At 59.6% G+C, this 21163-nt stretch carries 17 protein-coding genes; 11 read left to right on the forward strand and 6 right to left on the reverse strand.

Features of this window, described 5'->3' with window-relative positions:
• Together G5S37_RS13000 and G5S37_RS13005 are read right to left on the reverse strand one after the other, a co-directional pair.
• Entirely contained in the window at nucleotides 1-1173 is a 1173-nt protein-coding gene (locus G5S37_RS13000) for a glycosyltransferase family 4 protein (RefSeq protein ID WP_165204550.1), read from the reverse strand.
• Nucleotides 1170-1559, reverse strand: a complete 390-nt coding sequence (locus G5S37_RS13005) for a hypothetical protein (RefSeq protein WP_165204552.1) — start codon at nucleotides 1557-1559, stop codon at nucleotides 1170-1172. The genes G5S37_RS13000 and G5S37_RS13005 overlap by 4 nt, the downstream gene beginning before the upstream one ends.
• A gap of 190 nt (nucleotides 1560-1749) precedes the next feature.
• Here G5S37_RS13005 and G5S37_RS13010 point away from each other — a divergent pair, with 190 nt between their 5' ends.
• On the forward strand, nucleotides 1750-2187 hold the full coding sequence (locus G5S37_RS13010) for a hypothetical protein (RefSeq protein WP_165204554.1): 438 nt from the start codon (nucleotides 1750-1752) through the stop codon (nucleotides 2185-2187).
• Nucleotides 2188-2264: 77 nt separating this feature from the next.
• Here G5S37_RS13010 and G5S37_RS13015 read toward each other — a convergent pair whose 3' ends face one another.
• Nucleotides 2265-3662, reverse strand: a complete 1398-nt coding sequence (locus G5S37_RS13015) for a hypothetical protein (protein ID WP_165204556.1) — start codon at nucleotides 3660-3662, stop codon at nucleotides 2265-2267.
• 148 nt (nucleotides 3663-3810) lie between these two features.
• On the opposite strand from G5S37_RS13015, the gene G5S37_RS13020 reads away from it, so the two are divergent.
• The 5 genes from G5S37_RS13020 (at nucleotide 3811) to G5S37_RS13040 (ending at nucleotide 11087) form a co-directional block, all read left to right on the forward strand.
• Complete coding sequence (locus G5S37_RS13020; protein ID WP_165204558.1) at nucleotides 3811-4593, forward strand: energy transducer TonB; 783 nt, start codon at nucleotides 3811-3813, stop codon at nucleotides 4591-4593.
• 29 nt (nucleotides 4594-4622) lie between these two features.
• Nucleotides 4623-5285: a MotA/TolQ/ExbB proton channel family protein gene (locus tag G5S37_RS13025; RefSeq protein ID WP_165204560.1), complete on the forward strand. Its 663-nt coding sequence runs from the start codon at nucleotides 4623-4625 to the stop codon at nucleotides 5283-5285.
• Between the two features lie 36 nt (nucleotides 5286-5321).
• Nucleotides 5322-5855: a biopolymer transporter ExbD gene (locus G5S37_RS13030; RefSeq protein ID WP_165204562.1), complete on the forward strand. Its 534-nt coding sequence runs from the start codon at nucleotides 5322-5324 to the stop codon at nucleotides 5853-5855.
• A gap of 6 nt (nucleotides 5856-5861) precedes the next feature.
• Nucleotides 5862-6413 carry a hypothetical protein gene (locus G5S37_RS13035; RefSeq protein WP_165204564.1) on the forward strand — a complete coding sequence of 184 codons (552 nt, stop codon included), beginning with the start codon at nucleotides 5862-5864 and terminating at the stop codon, nucleotides 6411-6413.
• 819 nt (nucleotides 6414-7232) lie between these two features.
• Nucleotides 7233-11087, forward strand: a complete 3855-nt coding sequence (locus tag G5S37_RS13040; RefSeq protein WP_165204566.1) for an autotransporter outer membrane beta-barrel domain-containing protein — start codon at nucleotides 7233-7235, stop codon at nucleotides 11085-11087.
• 12 nt (nucleotides 11088-11099) lie between these two features.
• Here the strand turns inward: G5S37_RS13040 and hisS are convergent, their stop codons facing one another.
• Together hisS and G5S37_RS32315 are read right to left on the reverse strand one after the other, a co-directional pair.
• Nucleotides 11100-12389: a histidine--tRNA ligase gene (gene hisS, locus G5S37_RS13045; RefSeq protein ID WP_165204568.1), complete on the reverse strand. Its 1290-nt coding sequence runs from the start codon at nucleotides 12387-12389 to the stop codon at nucleotides 11100-11102.
• A 107-nt stretch (nucleotides 12390-12496) separates the two neighbouring features.
• Nucleotides 12497-12769, reverse strand: a complete 273-nt coding sequence (locus tag G5S37_RS32315) for a hypothetical protein (RefSeq protein ID WP_206026429.1) — start codon at nucleotides 12767-12769, stop codon at nucleotides 12497-12499.
• A gap of 171 nt (nucleotides 12770-12940) precedes the next feature.
• Between G5S37_RS32315 and recF the strand changes: the two genes are divergently transcribed.
• Complete coding sequence (gene recF / locus G5S37_RS13055; RefSeq protein WP_165204570.1) at nucleotides 12941-14056, forward strand: DNA replication and repair protein RecF; 1116 nt, start codon at nucleotides 12941-12943, stop codon at nucleotides 14054-14056.
• 80 nt (nucleotides 14057-14136) lie between these two features.
• On the opposite strand, the gene G5S37_RS13060 is transcribed toward recF, so the two are convergent.
• Entirely contained in the window at nucleotides 14137-15447 is a 1311-nt protein-coding gene (locus G5S37_RS13060; RefSeq protein ID WP_165204571.1) for a sigma-70 family RNA polymerase sigma factor, read from the reverse strand.
• A 915-nt stretch (nucleotides 15448-16362) separates the two neighbouring features.
• Here G5S37_RS13060 and G5S37_RS13065 point away from each other — a divergent pair.
• The 4 genes from G5S37_RS13065 to G5S37_RS13080 all read left to right on the forward strand — a co-directional run bounded on the left by G5S37_RS13065 (nucleotide 16363) and on the right by G5S37_RS13080 (nucleotide 21147).
• A complete protein-coding gene (locus G5S37_RS13065) occupies nucleotides 16363-17397 on the forward strand; it encodes a rod shape-determining protein (RefSeq protein ID WP_113957569.1) in 1035 nt (344 codons plus the stop codon).
• A gap of 90 nt (nucleotides 17398-17487) precedes the next feature.
• Nucleotides 17488-18312, forward strand: coding sequence for a rod shape-determining protein MreC (gene mreC / locus G5S37_RS13070; protein ID WP_165204572.1), 825 nt, complete (start codon nucleotides 17488-17490; stop codon nucleotides 18310-18312).
• Nucleotides 18309-18932, forward strand: coding sequence for a hypothetical protein (locus G5S37_RS13075; protein WP_165204573.1), 624 nt, complete (start codon nucleotides 18309-18311; stop codon nucleotides 18930-18932). Before mreC ends, G5S37_RS13075 begins: the two co-directional genes overlap by 4 nt.
• Nucleotides 18922-21147 (forward strand): penicillin-binding transpeptidase domain-containing protein, encoded by a 2226-nt coding sequence (locus G5S37_RS13080; protein WP_165204574.1) that lies wholly within the window; start codon nucleotides 18922-18924, stop codon nucleotides 21145-21147. The genes G5S37_RS13075 and G5S37_RS13080 overlap by 11 nt, the downstream gene beginning before the upstream one ends.
• Nucleotides 21148-21163 lie beyond the last annotated feature (16 nt).

Raw genomic sequence — 21163 nt, forward strand, 5'->3', positions numbered from 1 at the left:
TCATGCACGGGTGATTGCGGGAAGGATGGAAGGTGAGCTTATCGAAGGGAAGATCATCTCGCGTACTCGTTCCCAGTAATCATCCCAGAGATAGCCCTGCTGCAGGAGTATCTGAGCCATGGAGACCCTCTGCTGAATGATCGGGGCGGGGCTCGCGGCGATAGACTCGATGCACTCCTTCAGCCTGGTGACGTCCCGCTCGGGATAGAGAAAGTCAGCAAGGCCCAAGTCCTCCATGATGCGACGGAACGGTGGAATGTCTGATGCGACCGGCAGTACCCCGCGCGCCACCGCCTCCAGAAGGACAAGGCCCAGGAGTTCGGGTTGGTCGATGCGCCGTCCATCAAACAGCTCGTAGGAGGATGAGGCCACCAGCATCTGACAGGCATCCATCATCGCGAGCTTCTCTGTTTCTGTGATCTCACCCGTGAACACAACTTTTCCGAGCGTGGGCACGCGGCGCAGAAAGTCGCAGTACATGTCATCACGAGCTGGGCCGATGAGGTGGAGATGCGCGTCCTCAGGCAGCGCTTCGATCGTGATTTCAAAGGCTTTGTGAGGCATGACACGGCCCACGGCACAGATTTGCGGAGGCCTGTCTTTCACGGCATCGGCAGCCGGTAGATGCGGGCGAAGCATGTTGCGCCAGATGCCCGCTCCGGGTGCTGCCTGATGAACCCTGCCAGGAACGCGATGACGCTCCAAGGCGTAAGGAGAGATCTCCACCAACCAATGGTTGGGTGCGGGCTGATACATCTGCTCAAAGAGATGCCTCGCTGCTTCGAACCCGAGGCTCGTCATGAGAAGCGGCTGATCCGGGGCCATGCAGCAGACAAAATCAAACAGAAGCGGACTGCCGAGATATTGATGAATCCATACCACATCCGACTGCCCCGCCAGTTCGAGAACACGGCTGAAAGGAAGCTCTTCCACGATGGGACAGGCGGCCCCATCGACGTGTACTACGATCCAGGGAAGATCCATGCGGCTGGCCTGTGCGGCTTCGCGCAAGGTGGGGTTATCCACGGGGGAGGCCAGCCACACATGATCTCCGTGGGAGGAAATGGAGAGTGCCGTGTTGAGCGTATACGCCTCTCCGCCGCCCACGCAGTCCAGGGTGTGGAGGCTGACGAGCAGGACGCGTTTCATCTCGACGGGGACGCGAGCGCTCATTCCTCGGCGGGAGCGGGTTTGTGCGAAGCCTTTTCAGCCTGGGCTGACTGAAGCGCCTGCTCGATTCTCGCGAAGAGCCTGGCGAGTCGCTTGTCCGAATTCCTGCGGCCAAGTCGCCGCACGGGGTGGAGGCTGCGCAACTCCCGGTTTCTTGCTTCGTCGAAACGCCTGACGTCTTGGGATGCTTTTTCCAAAAGAGAGCGAACTTTGTTCAAACGCTTGGAGAGTGTCGCTGCTCGTTTCTCGGAGACGGGGACGGAGATGGGCGGCAGGGGGACGGGGCCCGTCTTCTTCCTGACCCTGGCCTTTTCCGCTGCGGCAGCGATCCACTGCTGGAGCACTGCTGCATCCAGCGACAATGGCGGACGGGGGGCTGAGTCAGGCATGGGAGTCGCGCTTTCTCCATTCCCTGCAAATTGCGCGCTTGCAATACCACGTGTGCAAATTCGTAGGCAGGGGTGGGGCATGGCAAATCCCACCTCGGGGACCTTGCGACACTGCGCCTCATCCACCATTGGATTCCTCTGGACGACCCATGTCGATTTATGGTTGAATGGAAAAACACTAATTTGCGCAATGAAAACTATCTCCCTGTTTAGCGCCACGATGATTTCCCTGCTGCTGTTGCTGCTCCCTGCCTGCACCGGCATCGACTGGGAGGGCAAGCAAGCCTGGCAACTGCGCTGCCATGACGCTCAGACCGGATACTGGAAGGCGTGGGCAAATCTGCAACCTGGTCCCGGAGGACCGAAGGATCTCCACGTCACGGCCAAGGCAGAGGTGAACTCCGGCGGCTGGGAGGTGAAACTCACGAAACGCTCACCTCAAGGAATCAACCCGCGTATCTTGCAATTGGAACTCCATGTCACTTCACCCAGCGGGCCTGCCACTCAAGTGAAGACAGAACTGGATGTGAAGTACACCGAGAAAGGCGGCGCTCCCTTGTTCGATAAGGTGGAGGTCTTCTGCGGCGAGAGACTGCTCACCACCAAGCTCGTGGAGCAGGTCCACTGATCTCCAGGAACCAGGGATTTCCTGTTTTGACAGATGCTGGCGGGGGTTTTCCAACCCGCCAGCATCCGACTCTTGTCTCACACCACCATCGGCCCGCTGGTGCCGAGATGCTGCTCGCGCAATTCCTGCAGCCGTTTGTCTGCGGCATGCAGGTCGCTGACAATCTCCACCAGGGCCGCCTTCTGCTGCGAGTTTGCCCCACGCGCGCGTTGTTCGATGTTCAGCGCCGCATCCCAAATCACCGAACTCGCGAGATGATGCATCTCCTCCGAGGTGACGGGTGCGCCCGGGGATTTCTCCGGATCCATGCACTCCAGGATGAACTCCGCGAGGAAGTGAGGCTGGCGGATGAAGAACACACGCACGCCAAAGCGGAACAGTTCCACGGCCATGAGGCGGAAGCCCTCCAGTCCACGCTGCTCCCAGAGACGCTCCAGGGCCATGCCTTCATCCACCGTGTCCGTGACTTCGGTGATCCAGTCATCCACCTCAGGTGCATCGTGAGGGGTGCGATCCAGCATGGTGGCCAGCGCGCGGCAGAGGAGGTGGCGAGACTTGATGCTCACTTCCGTGGAGAGCAGGTCCTGTTCCTCGAAACGCTTCACGTGCGCAATCGCCTTGCGGGCTTCCTCCGCGACTTCCTCGGCGTGCTCGCGCCCTTGTTCCATGCGGGCAGCTGCGTGGCACATCATGGTGCAGCCAAGAGTGCCGTTGTATTCCACAGAATCCTTTTGCGTATGGATCTCCATCATCGCCGTGGCCGAGGCGAAGGACTTGATGGCCCCTTCCACACCCTCCGGCGAGTTCTGCGCCATGAGCGCGTGACCGCGATTCATATAAGCCACGGCATAGCGCACCACGAAGGGAGGATGGTCAAAGCCGCCAATCTCCTCCAGGCAACTGATCGCTTCATCATAGGAGCGTACGGCTTCTTTGAGGTCATCGGTTTTTCCCAGCCGGGTGAGAGCATCTCCGCGATTCATCCACGCGGCGGCGAGTCCCCAGCGGACATTGGGCATGTCGCGAGGCAGGTTCTTGCGATGCTCCGCGGACTTTTCGAAACAGGTCACTGCCTCACGCAGCAGGTCGGCGTCACTGGACTGCAGCAGGGTGATACCCTTGTTGGTCAGAATGTTGGCCGCGAGCTGGCGGTCAAACGGGGAGGCATCAGCCGGCACCGTGGTGCTCGCCACCGCAGCCAGCGCGTGGTCATAGGAGGCGAGGGAATCCACTCGCCCCTCGGCGGTCCGCTGGTCACGCTGGGCATTTCCGCGGCATAGAAGCAGACGACCCGCCAGAAGGGGAGCAGGGCCAAAATCATTTTTCGATAAAATGTTTAATGCCTTCAATCCTTCCTCGGCGCGGGCGATGGACTGGCGGCAAGCGGCGGGCGAACCCTGGGCGTGGAGCTGCTCCGCCTGCTCTGTAAGAGCGAGGATGGGCGAAAGATTGGGGGAATTGGTCTCGGTTTGCACAAGAAGGGACTAATGGGATGAATTCGCTGAAATTGAGACGCAGCCGCAACTTGACGCAACTGCGCTCCGTTCTACTCTTTCGACCTGCTTGAAACTGTCAACTGCACCTCCACCTTTATCTGCGGCGCCGCCACCCCGGTTGCCGCGGGTGGGTGGAATCCGGTCCGAGCTGGTGCGCTACACGATGCAGAGTGGTCGCATCGGGGCGCGCATGTGGCTTGCGTGTGCCAATGCCATCCTTGCGAGCTTTCTCGTGACGGGTGGCGTGGGGTTGTACCAGGCCCCCTTTGAGCTGAGCCTCTACGAAGAGGGCAACACCGACCGGGATGCCAATGATGAAACCATGGGTGGCATGGTGGAACTGCAAGCGGATTCCGTGGAGCAGGAGGTTGTTCCCGAGGAAGAGGTGGTGGAGGAAGTCGTGCCCGAAGAGGTGGTGGTGGAGCAGCCCGTGCCGGAGATCGTGGAGCCGGTCGTGCCAGAGAATGTGATCTTCCCCGTGCCTGAGAAGCAGGAGATCGTTGAGCCCATCAAGATGGAAGAGGTGAAGCCCAAGCCGGAGCCGAAACCCAAGCCCAAACCTCAGGCGCCGCGTCCGCGACCGGCCACGGTGCAGTCCACAGGTACGGGCACGGGATCTGGCGCGAGTGGCGCAGGGCAGGGGATGCGCACCGGTGGCACAGGCAGCATAGGCAAGCGGCCTGCACCACCCTATCCTTCCTGGGCACGGGCCAAGGGAATCTCCGGCAGTCCGAAGTTTGTCATCGCTTGCGACGCCACCGGTACCATCACGTCAATTCGTGTGCTGAGCACGAGCGGCAATTCTGAGCTGGACAATTACGCTTTGAGCTGGATTCAGCGCCGCTGGCGTTTCCCAGCAGGAGCGGCCACGACTTATACCGTTCCCTTCATCTTTCAGCTCCGTCGCTAAGATATCCCGCCAGTCACTCAAGATAAGTAATGACCATCGAAATCACACCCATCCTCGGCAACGCCATTGTGGAATACGTCCATAAGGGCGGCCCGATCATGTATCCCATCCTGCTGACGGCGGTGGTGGCCATCTGTATTCTCGCTGAGCGTATCACCTGGTGGCTGCGCCTTACCGGGCGCCGCGATCCCAAGCGGCTGGAGTCGGTGTACGGTGCGATTGAAGAGGGGAACATGAAGGAGGCCATCCAGCTTTCCCGCAATTCCTCCGACCCGGTCATCCGCATGATACATCATGGTTTGAACCATCATCACAGCTCCTTGCAGGGCGCGCTTGAAGTCGCCGCCGGACTGGAGATGCAGAAGGCGGGCCGTTTCCTGAATGCCATGGATACCATCGTGACACTCGGGCCGCTGCTCGGCCTGCTGGGCACGGTGACGGGGATCATGGGTTCCTTCACCTCCATCGGTGACAGCGAACTCGCCGTCGAAAAGGTGACGGGCGGTATCGGTGAAGCACTCATCGCCACGGCAGCTGGTCTTGGGATCGCCATCAGCACGCTCATTCCGCTGAACTACTTCCACTCGCGTCTGGCGAAGTTCCAGTTCGACCTCGAAGCCGCCGCCACGAACGTGACCGTGCTCGTGGCGCAGAATGAGGCGGAGCAGAAGAGCCTCGGCTACACGGCGTAACTTTTTGCCAAGCACAGCAGCCACCAGCCTGAGCTCATGAAGCTACGCTCTCCCATTCCCCAGAAGAAGGCTCGATTGGAGATCATCCCGTTGATCGACATCATGTTCTTCCTGCTCGCCTCGTTCATGCTCGTGAGCCTGACGATGGCGAAGCAGCAGACCATCAAGGTCTCCCTGCCCACTGCCACCACGGCGAAGCAGGACTTCAAGCCGGACATGATCAACCTCGCGGTCGATGCCAGCGGCAACTACTTCATGGATACCAATCGCATGACGCTGCCAGAACTGGAGAAAGCGTTGTTCGAGAAGTTCAAGGTCAACGCCGAGACTCCCGTATACATCAGCGGGGATGCCAATGCCCGCCATGGCTCCATGGTGCAGGTTCTCGACACGGTGCGCCGAGTCGGTTTCCAAAAGGTGGCCTTCCAGACGAAGGCTCCTGACATGGCGAAGGGCCCGGCTGGTGCTACCGCTCCCGGTGCTGCTGCGACTCCTGCGTCAGCGCCAGCGCCAGTCCCGGCACCTGCCCCCGTTTCCGCTCCAGCTCCCGCATCTGCACCTGTTCAGTAAGCCGTCATGACGAAGTTTCTTGGAGTATTGTTGGCAGTGCTGGTGCTTGGTATCTGCGGTCTCTGCGCGAAGCAGTGGATCCGCGAGACGGAACTGCGCACCAGTCTGAAGGAAGTGGAAGGCCTGCTCGATGAGGAGCGTGGCAAGCGCAACACGCTTGAGGAAAAGCTTTCCGCTTGGGAGAAGGAAATCAAGCAACTCACCCTGCGCATTGATGAACAGGGGGCGAAGATTGCTGCTCAAGAGCAGGAGGCGAACGCCACCAAGCTGCAGCTCGCCGAAGCCACCGCACGGGCGGAGAAACTGCAGAAGAAACTCGCCGCCAATGCCACCGGCATGGAGCAGAGCAAGGAGACCATTGAAAGTCAAAACGCTGCCGTCATCGCCCAGAATGAGGCCGTAAAGAAGCAGAACGAAACCATCGAGAAGCAGAACCAGATGCTCAAGGATCTAGCCACCGAACGTGATGGCGTCGTGGACAAGCTCAATACGCGCACCACGGAGTACAACGATCTCATGACGAAGTACAACGAGCTCGCGAAGAAGGCGGCGCAGTAGGGGTGGGGGATAAGGAAAAAGGGGTTCGTCGAGTTTTCGACAGGGTGAGCGGGGGCTGTTTCATGATCGCGAAGCTGACGACTGCGGCGTGCTTCGCGAAGTAGAACATGGAGTTGGTTTGCGGTGCGGTGTCCCACCGCCTCCGCCCAACTATAGTCGGACGCGTAGGAGCGCATCCCTACCGCAGGTTTGATGAGGGAACGCTCACCCTAGAGGAGGAGGGTGGTGTTACCGCTTTCCATTGGGATTGGTGAACAGAAAAACGTTTGGGAGCGATTGAGCTCCTCCCCCGTCCCGCACATAAGCGCCTTCTCTAGATATGGCGGTAGGGATGCGCTCCTGCGCGTCCGTTTATAGCGGGCGGAGGTGGGAGGGCTGCAACGTTGTGAGGTGACCCGCGTTGTTACGTTCATGGCATTCAGTTGCTTCTGCGAAGTGCATGAGCACCACGAAAGCTCTGGGCATGAATAAGTGTGCATAAAGACTTATTGTGTAGCGGCTCTCGTGGTTTGTTGCATGCATTCGTGTTAGGCGGGCGCACTTGTGGTTCTTGATTGATTCGCTGATAACAATTCCGCCAACGGTGATATTGCACGATATCACTCTCTGCCAGGAACTTCCCAGCCTGGCATGGGTCTGTGGTTATTTCTTAATTTAGTAGAGAAAATACTGGCGTCATCTCCTCGAATGGAGGGCTGATTTTTTTGCCCTCTACTCTGCCTGCTTGCTTCCGGAGGCATTGCTATGGAAGGAATAAATCCCCTGGCTGCGCGTTTTCGCAGCCCATGTAAGCTGTTCTCAACGAATCCCAGGTTGGCAATGACCGCCATATTGGTCGTTGCCTTCAGTATCAACCTTGAATATGCGGGCATGAGTCAGGTCGTGACCCCGGTTTCCGTCAACGGAACTCCCACGACGGTGCCGGCAGGATCGATCATCAATGTGGCCAATCCTGCAATCCCGGGCTTGAATGCCATCAATCCCGGTGGCGTCATTACGGCCAACAACATCACCATCAATCTCGGTACAGGAGCCACGATTGGAGCCTCCGCGGCAAGCGGTGGTGTCATCCATCTGAGCGGATCCAGCGTCCTCACGGTGACGACCTCCGCCAACCAGAGAGGTGTCCTGTCGGTAGGCAGCGGCAGTTTGATCGATGGAACGGGGACCACCATCACCACCGGCGCAGCAGCAACCACCGCAAGCAACCTCAATGCCCTACGCGTTGAGAGCGGCGGTGCTGCCACATTCGTCAATGCCGCCATCTCCACCCGTGGCGGTGGGAATGGCACGTTGAACCACGCCGTCTTTGCCACGGGATCCGGCAGCACCGTTTCCCTGACAGGCGGCACGGTCGAAACGTTGTCACGGGGTTCCACCGGTTTGCGAGCAGAGGATGGTGCGGTAATCACGCTCAGTGGAACTCAGGTCACCACGACGGGAACTTATGTTGCTACCACCTTTCTGGGCAGCCATGCCCTGCATGCCATCGGAACCGGGACTGAAATCAATGGCACCGGCGTCATTTTGAATGTCTCGGGAGCGACCGGGACTGGGGATGCCGCGCTGGCCGAAGGTGGAGGGAGCATTTCGTTGATTGGCAGCACGCTTACCGCAAATAGTTCCTCGCCCACGGATGCTGCTCCCTCGTCGGCGGCGCGGGCGATTTCGGGCGGCACGTTTCAAATAAGTGGTGTCGGCAGCACAATCACCGCGACAGGTACCCGTGGACATGGTGTCTCGGTTCAGGATGCAGGCTCTTCCGCTTCAATCAGCGACACCGCAATCGCCGTAAGTGGTCCCCGGGCCTATGGCATCCAGATCATCGCAGGGGGCACCGCGACCGTGACTGACAGCTCCATCTTGGTCACCCAACTGGGCGGAGTTCAGGTGGAGAATATCGGTTCCAGTATCGAACTGACAAACACCACGGTCCGAACTACGGGTCCTACCAGCTACGGTGTGAGGACGATCACGGGTTCTTCGGCGACCATCACAGGTGGATCCGTGACCACGGAGGGGCGTGATTCCGCGGGCCTGGCTGCATCCAGCCCTCTTGGCGGTTCTTCCACGATCCACGCCACCAATGTTACGGTCGTGACCAGCGGCATCGACAACTCCATGGGGGCGATCGCCGACCAAGCAGGTGATATCACATTGAACGGGGGATCCGTCACCACCTCGGGAAACAGTGTCCGCGCCGGCGCACGCGCACATGGCCTTGCAGCCCGCAATCCGGAAGCCAGTCTCATCGCCATTGGTACCAGCGTCCTGACAACGGGTGAGGAGGCCATGGGTGTGGTGGCAGATGATGGGGGTGTCGTGACGTTGTTAAACAACACCATCACCACAACGAATCGGTTGGGACTCGGTCTCTTTTCCGTGGTGGAGCAGGTGGGACCGCAGTTCCCTGCCACCATCACGGGTACCAATCTCACGGTGGAGACCTCTGGCCTGAATGCGTACGGGGTGCTCGCTCAGCAGAACTTCCTCGCTGCCCCGGCATTGGTGGAAATCTTCAACTCTTCTGTGACCACGCACGGAGAGAATGCCGTGGGATTGCGCGCCGTGTCGGGAGGGACGGTGATTGCCCACAATAGTTCCGTGTCCACTCAGGGATTGAGGGCTCACGGAATACTGGCCAGGAGCAGTCCCAGTTCAGTCACGGTAAACAACTCGAACGTCATTTCCACAGGTGAATTCGCACATGGAGCGGTCGCCGAGAACGGTGGCCTCATTGTGGGGAACAATTCACTGGTGATGGCCACGGGAAACTTGTCCGCAGCGCTCTTCGCCCTTGGTGAAGGTGGGCCCGTTTCCGTCGCGAGATTCACCAGCAGCCGCCTCATCAATCGGAGTGGCCCTACCATCGCCGTGGCAGGGGCCGCCAACATCACGCTCACCAACTCATTCGCTGGCGGAAGTGGGGAGTGGTTGCGCGTCGCCACTGCCGCCGACTTCCCCCTCCTCACAGCGCCGGAACCAGCCATCGTGGGAATTCCCGACACGCCCGACCCCGAGTTTCCTCCTGACGAGCCCGAACCTGAGCCTGAACCCTTCGCCGCGCCTGCCATCGTCGCACTCGCGGCCACACCGGGCCTGGCAAACATCACTCTCGTGAACTCTACGGTGGTGGGCTCGGCCTTCACCGCCCCGGGAAGTGTTTCCAATCTCACCATGGTGGACAACAGCCTCTGGGAAATGACCGGGAGTTCGAACATCACGAACCTTCACATCGTGGACAGCTACATCCACTTCTCCACACCGACGGGACCGGAGTTCAAAATCCTCACCATCAATGGCAATCTCTCCGGGCAGCGCGGACTCTTCGGCATGAATACCGATCTCCGGCGCATCCTGGGAGATCTCCTGGTGATTGAGGGGCTGGGGCAGGGCAATCATCAACTGCTGATCTTCAATCGTGGCGGCAGTCCCACGGGCCCCGGGCAGGCGTTGCGCGTGGTCCAGACGACTGATGGTGCCGCAGGCGCAATCTTCAAACTGGCGAACCCTGGTGAGAAAGTGGAGGCGGGCGTCTTCGTCTACCGCCTGCGTCTGGGGAACAATCAGGGCAACACGCCTGATCCCACAGCATGGTACTTGGTGAATGAAATCGTGGATGTAGATGGCGGAATCGGAGGCGGAGGTGGTGGCGGCATTCCTGAACTCAGTGCCGAGGGTCACGTGATCACCAGCACCGCAGCGGTACTGCCGGTGATCTGGTTTGGCGAACTCAACACGCTCCATGAACGCATGGGTGAACTGAGATTAGGATATGCACCCACTCCTGCTCGACATGACCCAAAGAACCCCGTTGCTGTGGACGGGAAATACGTGGTGCCAGTCAAAACCCCAGCCCCGGTACAACCGGCCGAGCAGCGCTGGGATGTGTGGCTGCGTGGTTATGGTAGACGCCTGAATGCGGATCCTGGAGGAGTCAGCAGCTTTGACGAGTACCTCTGGGGCATTTCCATGGGTGTGGATCGATCATTCCGTTTGGAGAATGGGCGCTTCTGGCTTGGGGCGTACGGCGGCTATAGCGGTGCGGATCGTGACTTTGACGAGCGCGGCGAAGGCGACACGGAAAGTGCCTATGGTGGTGTCTATGGCACCTGGATGACAGACAGTGGCTGGTATCTCGATGTCGTGGGCAAGGTGAACCGGTTCGAGAATGAGTTGGGTCCAGTTTCGAACCTCGGGGAGCACTTCCACAGCAGCTATCACAACTGGGGTCTGGGCCTCTCGGTGGAAGTGGGACGTCAGTTCCCGTTGGGCAAGGGATGGTTTGTGGAGCCGCAGCTGCAGGCCGCCTACACACACATCACCGGCGGAGATTACACCACGGAATCTGGAATCGGCGTGAACGCGGACGAGGCCGATGTCTTCCAATTGAGGGCTGGTGTCATCGTGGGATGCCGGATCGAACACAACGGGTCCATCTGGCAGCCGTATGTCAGGGCCTCAGTGATCGATGCCCTGACGGAGGGGGGCCGTATCAACGCCGACGGTGCGGATTTGAATGTGGATCTGGACGGCGTGCGCTTCGAAGGTGGAGTGGGTCTTATCACTCAGCTCACCTCGCGCGATCAACTTTACATGGAGTACACGGCAGCGTTCGGCGATAAGATCGATGAACCCTGGAATGTGAGCCTTGGGTTCCGCAGGCTTTGGTAGTGTCGCTTCTGCTTAGGCGAGCAGCGCACCCGTCTCCGGCTCGCTCAGGGCTTCGCTAAGCTTCTGCTCCAGCGCATCCGCCGGCACTTCGCTCTTGAAGCGCGTGCGCATGTTCTGCAGCGTGAGCATGGGATACTCAGCACCCACCACGACCCCAAAGTGCGCCTTGCTGTTGTCCGCTGCCTGGAACTGCTTGCCGACCTTTTGCGCGGTGAAGCTGTAGTCGGCACGCATGCCAGCCTGACGCAGGCGCTGCACGATGGCCAGCGCATTGCTGCGCTGTGCTTCATCTGCGATGATCACGTAAGCATCCAGGGCAGAGGCCTGATGCGTCCACTGGTCCATGGCTGCTTGTGCTGCGGGCGTAACCTTGATGAGTTCGCCGAGGACCACATCACCCATGGCGAAACCGCACGCAGGGAGATTCACGGAACCGTCGCTGAGGAGACCTACGAGATTGTCATAACGACCGCCGCCGGCGATGGCGCGCAGACCATGCTTCACATCAAACGCCTCGAACACCGTGCCGGTGTAGTAGGCGAGACCACGCACGATGCCGGGGTCGATCTTCACATACTGCCAGAGGCCACGGGCGGAGAGATTCTCACGCAGAGGAGCGAAGGTGGGATGATCTTCATTCACCGAGGCGATGAACTCACGCACCTGCGCCAGTGAAATGCCCAGTGCCTGGAGCTTCTCATCCGTCACGGCTTCGGGAGCGCGTTCCATCTTGTCGATGACCTGAAGAAAAGAGGCGTTCTTCTCTTCATCGAGCGAGAACTTCGCTGCGAAGTCCGCCCACAGGCGACGATCACTCAGGCGAATCACAAAGTCGCCCGGTTCCAAGCCGAAGGTGCGCAGGCTTTCGATGGCAAAGGCCACCAGCTCCGCATCCGCCGCAGGGGAGGACTCGCCGAGGATATCGACATTGTATTGATAAAACTCACGGAGGCGTCCGCGCTGCTGGCGCTCATAGCGAAAGCATGGACCAATCTGAAACCACTTCATGGGCTTCGGATAGTCGCGCTGCTTTGCGGCGGCCATGCGTGCGAGCGTGGGCGTCACCTCAGGGCGCATGGAGACTTCCTCTTCACCCTTCGTGGTGAAGCAGAAGAGCTGCTCCGTGATCTCCTGCCCGCTCTTCTTGCGATACAGGTCCGTGCTTTCCAGCATGGGGCCTTCGTATTCCACGAAGCCATGGCGTGCGGCCACTTCGCGCCAGCGGGCGAAGATGTAGTTGCGCCGACCACAATCTTCCGGGAGGAAATCTCGGAAGCCTTTGACTGTCTGGAAACTTGGCATGGGAAGGGGGCGCGTGATATGCACCCGCCTGCCCGGGAAATCAAATGCGAATGATCCTGCGCCACGCCATGGCGCACGCCATCACGAGGAGCGGAGGAAGGTGGAAATCAGGCTGCTGCCTTTTCCTTTTTGGTGCTGCTCTTGGCCGCCTTCTTCTTCGCAGGAGCCTTCGCCTTAGGTTTCGCGGCCTTCGGCGCTGGCGTATCCGTGGCGACAGCGCTGGTGAGCCAGTCCGTCAGGGGAATCCAGGCCTCGGAACCGTGCACGCGGACGAAGTCGCTCTCGCACAGGATGCCTCTCTTCTGGAAGTCCACGATTTCAGCGGGGGCGAAGCCTCCGAATTCGGTGAAGTTGCGGCTGATGTAGACAAGGTCGTTCATTCGTTCAGAGGTAGATGGTTAGTGCCAGATGGTAGGTGTTCGAGTTTGGGGAAGTATGGTTCGCACCGCGGGGTGGCTGGCAACCGAACTAATCGTTACAGGCCAAAATCCCGGATGTACGGAGGTCCGGTTTATTCACCTCTTTAAACAAGCAGATACTGTGCCGGATTGGTGTGTGCGGTCACCCGGAGCTGGACATCGGGCAAGTTCATCGCATCATCGCTGATGTTGAAGTGGATGCGGCTGAAGGATTACCGGTGTTTCGAGGCGGCTGAGGTGCCGTTTCATGCCGGGACCACGCTGCTGGTGGGTCGGAATGCGCAGGGAAAAACCTCCCTGCTGGAGGCTGCGTGCCTGTTGATGCGGCTGCAGTCCCCACGCACGAATGCACGCACAGACTTCATCCGTTTCGGAGCCAAGGCCTGCGTGATCGAAGGACGGTGGAATGAGGCGAGGCTGCGGTTCGGACAAAGCGCGACGACGCGGCGGCTGGCGGTAAACGAAGGGGTGTGCGGGAGGAGTGGAGACTACCTGAAGAGCACAGCTCGCGTGGTGTGGATGGACCATGCGGACATGAACCTGGCGCGCGGCAGCGCGGAGTACCGGAGGCGGTACTTGGACTTTACGGCGGCGCAGTTGTTTCCCGCGTATCTGCCGGCGCTGAGGAACTATGAACGGGCGTTGCGCAGCCGGAACTTTTTGTTGAAGCGCGATGCGGTGATCGCGTGGAAGCAGGTGGATGCGTATGGAGCGCAACTCGCGGCACATGGCGAGGTGCTGGCGCGGCTGCGTGCAGAGTTGGTGGAACGTCTCGCGCCTCATGTGCAGCATGCGCACGCGGCGGTGAGCGGCGCGACGGAGGATGCGGCGATTGCGTACTGGCGTGGCTTTGAAGGAAACTCGATGGAGCAGGCGTTGCTCGATGCGCGCGCGGAAGAGCAGCGGGTGCGCAGCACGGCGCTGGGGGTGCATCGGGATGATGTGCGTCTCGAAGTGAATGGACGCGATGCGGGCGCGTTTGCCTCGGAAGGACAGCAACGGACACTGTGCCTGGCGCTGAAACTCGCACAGGCGCGTGTGCTGGAGGACGGAGCAGGGGAACCGCCGCTGCTCTTGTTGGATGACATCTTTGGGGAACTGGACAAGCGAAGGCGGGCGGCGCTGCTGGAGCACTTGCCGAAGCATGCGCAGAAGATTATCACGACGACCTTTACGGACTGGGCGGATGAGGAGAGATTCCAGGGAAGTGTGATTGAAGTTGAATCAGGCCGGCTTGCTCCGCGCTAGCTCACAGACGCATCCGCGCTTCATCGCAGACCATCACTTCAGTATTTTTCTTTGTCATCGTCTGGAGCTGCTTGACCGCCTCATTCGTTGTCGGTCTTTGCTTCGACTGGCATTTCCACGACCCCGACTCCATTGCTGGATTTTTTCAGAGTTGGGTCCATGAGAAATTCGAGGGCCGCTCTTTGGTACTGGATTGCCACCCACTCCTTCGCCTGATCGGCATCCCCGGACGAGGCGACTTCCAGCCAAGTCCGGCCGTGAGGTTCTGCCAGCTCAGCGGACTGAGGCAAACTCAAAGTGGCGGTCGTACCGGGTGGTAGCCTGTCGGGGCCCAGCGCAGCTTCGATCTCATTCATCGCCTGGAGAAGGCGGGGGGACACTGCTCCCCCGAAGTTGCCAAAGAAACGGTATCTCAGTTTTTGAAATTCCGGATCCTCGTCCAACTGTTCGTTTGTGAGACCCGCGAAGCGCTGCACCATGGCATCGACTCGGGAGCGCATCCCGGGCATCACAGGATCGGAAAACTCCTGCTCCTGGTCTGCGGCCATGTTCCCGGACTTGGTGACTTCCGAGCCGACAGAACTCGAGGAAGATCGTGCGGTCGCAGGCTTTTTTACCAGGGGTGTGACGGCTGGTTCCCGTCGATCAAGAAGATGAGCGGTGGGAAGAACGACGGCAATGATGGCTACGGCGGCAAGGAGGATTTTTGAGGCCTTCATGGCGAGGATGGCTGAGTGAAAAGTGCTCACCGAGGCACCCGGAGGCGTGCCCCCTGCGGCGATCGATCCGGACCAACTCACTGACGACAGGGAATTGGCTGAAGAGGCTTGCGCGCTTGTACCTGTGGCCAGCGCGGCACCGGCAATGAGCCCCCTGGAACGGACCTTTTTCTTTAATTCACGAATTCCCGCATCGAGATATCGCGACACTGTTGCCTGACTGATACCCCTGCGTTGGGCGATCTCCTGTTGGGCTCGTCTCTCGATGTAGTGATCCTCGATACACTCTTTCCATGGCGTTGGCAGTTCGCTGAGGAACTGCCTGATGTCCGGCTCCAGCATGGTCCACGGGAGATCATCTGTATCACTTGACGCCAGTGCCACGGCTGCGGCCTCGTTTCGCCGCCGCCGTGCTTCTCCCCGAACGGCGTTCCTCGCCTTTCGTCCAGCGACCCGGCATAGCCACGCGGCCACCGACTCCAAAGGGTGATGTCCATGGCGCGCCAGTGCGAGAAAGGTTTCTTGGGTCACGTCTTCTGCGAGCGTGGCATCGCGAGTGATGCGCCGTGCCGTCGCATGGACCATGGCCGCATGGTTCTTCACCACATTTCTGAAGTCGTGGGCGTCCGAAGCGCCGGGCGGATGATTCTGCGGGCAGGGGTTCTGTTCCATAGCTCGGGTTCTCTCCAAACTGACACCGGCAAGGCGAGTTTTATGCAAGAAATGTGAGGATGGGATCTACTGCAGGTGCATTCGAATGACATCTCTGCAGATGTGCTGAGGAGGCGCCGCACCGCATCGGCTGGTACCTCTGCTGTCGTATACGTAGAAGATTATTACGACGACGTTTGTCGATTGGGCGGATGAGGAAACCTCCTCGGAACGGTGATGAAGGTCAAAGGGGGAAAGCTGGTGGTGCGCACGTGACCTTGCAGATACATCACCTCAAGACAGAGTGTTCTCACTCGTCCTTTCCGCTTCCTTTGGTGACATGAACCATCGCTTCATGTTTCCTGACTGGGTCGCGGAATACGCCAGGCTGAGTGGGGCAGGGGAGTTCAGGAGACGGCCAGTCGTTGCTCATGATGCAGATCTCTCCCGAGTCACGGGCGAGTGTTCTTGATGCAGAAAAATGGGGTCCCGGCTGGTGGGCCTGCAATGCAACCGGGTTCACGTCCCTTTGAGTCGGTGGGGGCTGCCTGGTGCCAGCTTTGTTGGTTGAAAAATGGCCAGTCCTGGCGACCTGCCTCCGGGGTGTACGTTGGCAAGGTGGCTCCTAGGCGAATTAGTGCTTCTTCGTAAGAATGTCGCGTGCAGATGGCATGATTTCCGCTGCACATGCCTGATAGTGAGGCGGTTGACTAAGCATGTTCCATGCCATGCCGCCGAGGGCACCCTGAATGAGAATGCCAAGAAGGTTTCCCTTGACGAACTATTAGGGGGTTTTTTACTGGCGGTCAGCCGGTTGCCGCTGCATTCAAGGGTCCAGTTCTAGAAACTGGCACTTTCCACGAACGCTCAAGACCCGGTGTCCCTTTCCCTGATTCCGATCACTTTGCTCAACTTCTACCCAATTTAACGAACCCCATGTCTTTTTTTGGACGCCTGTTTGGATTTGCCGCCAATGATATCGGCATTGACCTCGGTACCGCGAATACTCTCGTTTACGTCAAAGACAACGGCATCGTCCTCCGCGAGCCTTCCGTGGTGGCGGTGAAGGCCGGCACCAACGAAGTGGTGGCCGTCGGAGATGATGCCAAGCGCATGCTGGGCCGTACGCCCGGCAACATTGTGGCCATCCGCCCGCTGAAGGATGGCGTGATTGCAGACTTCAAGGTGACGGAAGCGATGCTGCGTCACTTCATCCGCAAGGTGCACAACCGCCGCACCTTCGCGAAGCCGCGCGTCGTCGTGGCCGTGCCCTCCGGCATCACGGAGGTGGAGAAGCGCGCCGTAAAGGAAAGCGCAGAGCAGGCTGGCGCCCGTGAAGTGTATCTTATTGAAGAACCCATGGCCGCCGCCATCGGCGTGGGCCTACCGGTGCAGGAAGCCGCAGGCAACATGATTGTGGACATCGGCGGTGGTACCACGGAAGTGGCCATCATCTCGCTGAGCGGCATCGTGTACAGCCGCAGCGTGCGTGTCGCCGGTGACGAGCTGGACGAGGCGATCATCAACTACATGAAGCGCGCGTACAATCTGATGATTGGCGAGCGCACGGCGGAAGAAATCAAGCTGCGCATCGGCTCCGCCTACCCGCTGGGCAAGGAGACCACCATGGAAGTGAAGGGCCGCGACATGGTCGCCGGCCTTCCGAAGACCATCACCATCACCAGCCAGGAAGTGCGTGAGGCCATGCTGGAGCCTCTGAACACGATCATTGACGCCGTGCGTACCACGCTGGAGCGCTGCCCCCCTGAACTCTCTGCCGACCTTGTGGACCGCGGCATCATGCTCGCGGGTGGCGGGGCGCTTCTGCGCGGGCTGGACAAGCTGCTGCAGGAAGAGACGGCGCTGCCGGTGCATGTGGCGGAAGATCCGCTCAGCGCCGTGGCGGAAGGCGCGGGCCGTGTGCTCAGCGAAATCGAATTTCTGCGCAAGGTGAGCACCTCGGAGGCCTGAGATGTCCATCTGGCAGGTGAAGCCAGATACACTGCCGGAATACTCCCAGTGGGTGTCACCGGGTGAATCCTGAGCCGGAGCCTTGTATCCATGAATAAACTCAATGTGGCGGCCCTTCTGCTGTTCCTAGCGGCAGTGGTGGCAGTGTTTACCTTGAAGACGCCGCAGACCCGCGCCATCCAGACGTGGGTCATGGGAGTGCTGTCTCCGTTCATCCGCGGCGGCGCCCAGGTCGAGCAGCAGGTCCAGCAGGTCACTGCCAGTCCCCGGGACGTGGCTGCCCTCGAAGATGAAAACCGCCGCCTCCAACAAGAGGTGGACAAACTCAGCATCACCGCCAGGAAGTACGAGGACGCACTCGCGGAGAACAACAAGTTCCGCGGCATGCTGGAGTACCGCCAGCAGATCGACATGAAGCTCACCGCCGCCCGCGTGCTGCGCCGCTCCTCGTCGAACTGGTGGAATACGGTCATCATCGACAAGGGCACCGCAGATGGCGTGGGTACGGACAGCGCAGTCATCACCTACGTGGGCCAGATCGGCATGGTGGGGAAGACGGGCAAGGTCGCCCTGCATACCGCGGAAGTGATCCTGCTTACAGACGAAGAGTGCCGCGTGGCTGCCCGCATTGAGGGCATGCAGGCGCAGGGCATCCTGATGGGGGAGCGCGGGGGCTTTGAAACACGGCCCGACCTGCGGCTGAAGTTCCTGGACCGCACCCTGAAGATCAACCCCGGAGCGGCCGTTTATTCCACCGGAGAAGGCGGGGTATTCCCCGGTAACATCCTCTTGGGGAAGGTAAAGACGTTTGAGATTCGTGACATTTCCGGCGAAGCCGTGGTAGAATCTGCCGTGGATTTCTCCCTGCTCCAAGATGTGTTCGTGGTGCACAAGGAAACAGCCAATACACCATGAGCTTCGTTTATAACTTCCTGGTGTTTGGCCTCCTGGCGCTTTCGTTCGGGATGCAGGAGTTCATTCCTGCGATTGCCTTTGCGCAATATGCGCGGGTGCTGTTGCCTCCGGTCTTCTTCCTTTCCGCGTCCCTCAGTGTCACCTTTCCTGTGATGCTCATCCTGGCCCTCTTCACCGGCCTGGTGTGGGATGCGCGGCACCTTCCGTACCGCCCGGAGAAGGTGCCTGCTCTGGAGGCCACCGAGTTGGTGACTGAGAATCATCTGGAAAAGAATGTAAACATCACTGCCATGCCGGTGGGCTACTCGATCATCCTCTTTGGCATGATCGGCGCGCTCATGCAGGGCATTCGTCCGCTGTTTCGCCGGGGGCGCTGGGAGCTTCCCGTGCTGATGGTGGGTGTGGGCACCTTCGCGTGGCTGCTCACGGAATATTTGCTGCTCTCCTTCGTCCGGGGCAGTTTTGCGTTTCAACCTGGGATGTGGACCAAGCTGGTGACCAATACGTTACTGGCCATGCTCGTTTCACCGCTCCTGTTGTTCCTTCTTCATACGCTTGCGCGTCTGGTCCACCATGAAGTGAGGAATGAGGGGCTAGCTTACCGCTACAATGGTCGTTAAGTACCGCCTCCGCCTTTATATCTTCACCATCATGCTGCTGGTGGGCTTCGGCGCCCTGGCGCAGCGCTTGTGGAATCTCAGCGTTGAACGAAACGAGGAGTTCGTTCACAAGATTCCTACCACCAAGGAATGGCGTGCCCGCGTGCCCGGCACCCGCGGCGAGATCAAGGATCGCAACGGGATCACCCTCGTGGCGAACAAGCCCTCTTTCGAAGTGCGCATCGACCTCAAGACGCTGGTGGATGAGTACAAGAAGATGCTCGAAGTGGAGAATAAGGGCCTGCCAAAGGAACTCCGGCGCGAAGTGCCCATGCGAAACTTCCTTTTCCCGAATCGAGGCATCATGCGCTCGAAGGAGGAGATCGACATCGTCGCCATCTTTGACGAGGTGATCATCGGCTCGTTGAACCAGCTTGGCCTTTCCAAGGAGTACAATGCCAAGAACCTTCAGGTTCACTACCGCACGCATCGCGGTGTGGTGCCTTGGGCCTATCGCAGTGACCTTTCCTTCGAGGAGTTCGCGAGGTTTGCCGAGCATCGCTTGGGTCTTCCCGGGGTGCACATCGAGGCGCGGCCGGTGAGGCAGTACCTGTATGACTCCATGGCCTGCCATGCGCTCGGTTATGTGGCGGGTGCGGACGTGGAGAAGGTGTCTGAAGAAGAGATTAAGGAGTGGGACTCGTATGTCCCTGATGACTACGGCGTTGCCGGCCTCGAAAAGAGTTTGGATGATGACCTTCGTGGACGCCCAGGCATCCGCACCTGGCTGCAGAATGAAAAGGGCAGACTCGTGCGGGAAATCAGCTATCAGGAGCCGCGGAAGGGGAATGATGTGTATCTCACCATCGACGCGCGCATCCAGATGATTGCCGAGATGGCGCTGCGTGAGAGCACGCCCAAAATTGGCCGCGGTGCCGTGGTGGTGCTGAATCCGTCCACCGGCGAGGTTCTGGCCATGGCATCGGTGCCTTCGTACAATCCCAACAAGTTCATTCCCTCCATCAGCAAGACAGACTTCCTGGAGTACAACAGCAATCCCACCAACCCCCTGCTGAACCGCTCCGTCCGCAGCTTCGTGCCAGGATCGACCTACAAGATCATGACCTCGCTGGCGGGCGTCCTCGCGGGAATTCAGAAGGACGTGTGGAACTGCCCCGGCGGCCTCACCTTCGGTAATCGCTATATGCAGTGCTGGATTGGCCAGAAGGGTGGCGCGCATGGCAGCATGACGCTCTCGGATGGAATCAAGAACTCCTGCAACTGCTACTTCTACAAGTACGGCAATCACGCAGGTGACGCCAACATGACCAAGGCGGGCGACATGCTGGGCCTTGGCACACGCACCGGTATTGAGCTGGAAGAAGAGGATCCTGGCATCCTGCCGACCAAGCGCTGGTGGAATGTGAACCGTCCCAAAGAAACGTTTTCAGAGGCAACCATGGCGAACATCTCCATTGGCCAGGGGGCAGTGCAGGCCAGCCCCCTCCAGATGGCCGGTGTGGCCGCTGCCGTGGGCAACGGCGGTCTCGCCTTCAAGCCGCACCTGTTGAAGAAGGTGATGGACGGCAACGAACTCGTCCGTGAGCAGAAGCCGGATCTGCGTGCGAACTTCGCGGACTTCGGACTCACGCCAGAGAAGATCGATCTCGTGCGCAAGGGGATGTGGCGCGTGGTCATGGAGGACGGCGGCACGGCCCGCGCGGCCCGCATCACCAACGTGGAAGTGGCAGGCAAGACAGGCACTGCCCAGAACTGGCGGCACAATGAAAAGGGCGAGTCCGTGAAGGACAACCACACCCTCTTCATCACCTTTGCCCCCTATGTGAATCCCAAGTTCGCCTGCTGCATTCTCGTGCAGGGGGGCAAGGGCGGCGGCGTAAGCGCGGCTCCTATTGCGAAGCGCGTGATGGAACAGGCGCTCGCACTGGAGACTGGCTATCAGGTGGCCCTGGCACAGGTGCCGGAAGTAAAGGGAGACTTCACTCCCGTCGATGCAGTTAGTTTTGAAGGCGTGGCGCCCGTGCAGATTCCCGGCGCCAGCGAGGAAGAAGCCGGTGACTCCGGCGACAACGAGCCCCCGCCGAAGCGGACGCCCCGTGCCGAACAGAACGTGCGTGTCCGCGCCCCCGTCCGCCAGGAGGCGGATGAAGAGGGCAGCCGGAACGTGCGCAACCAGCAGAAGCCTGGTCTCTTCAAGCGACTCTTCGGCAGATAATTTTGTCTTTGGATTG

Source organism: Roseimicrobium sp. ORNL1 (assembly GCF_011044495.1).
Classification (GTDB): Bacteria; Verrucomicrobiota; Verrucomicrobiia; order Verrucomicrobiales; family Verrucomicrobiaceae; genus Roseimicrobium.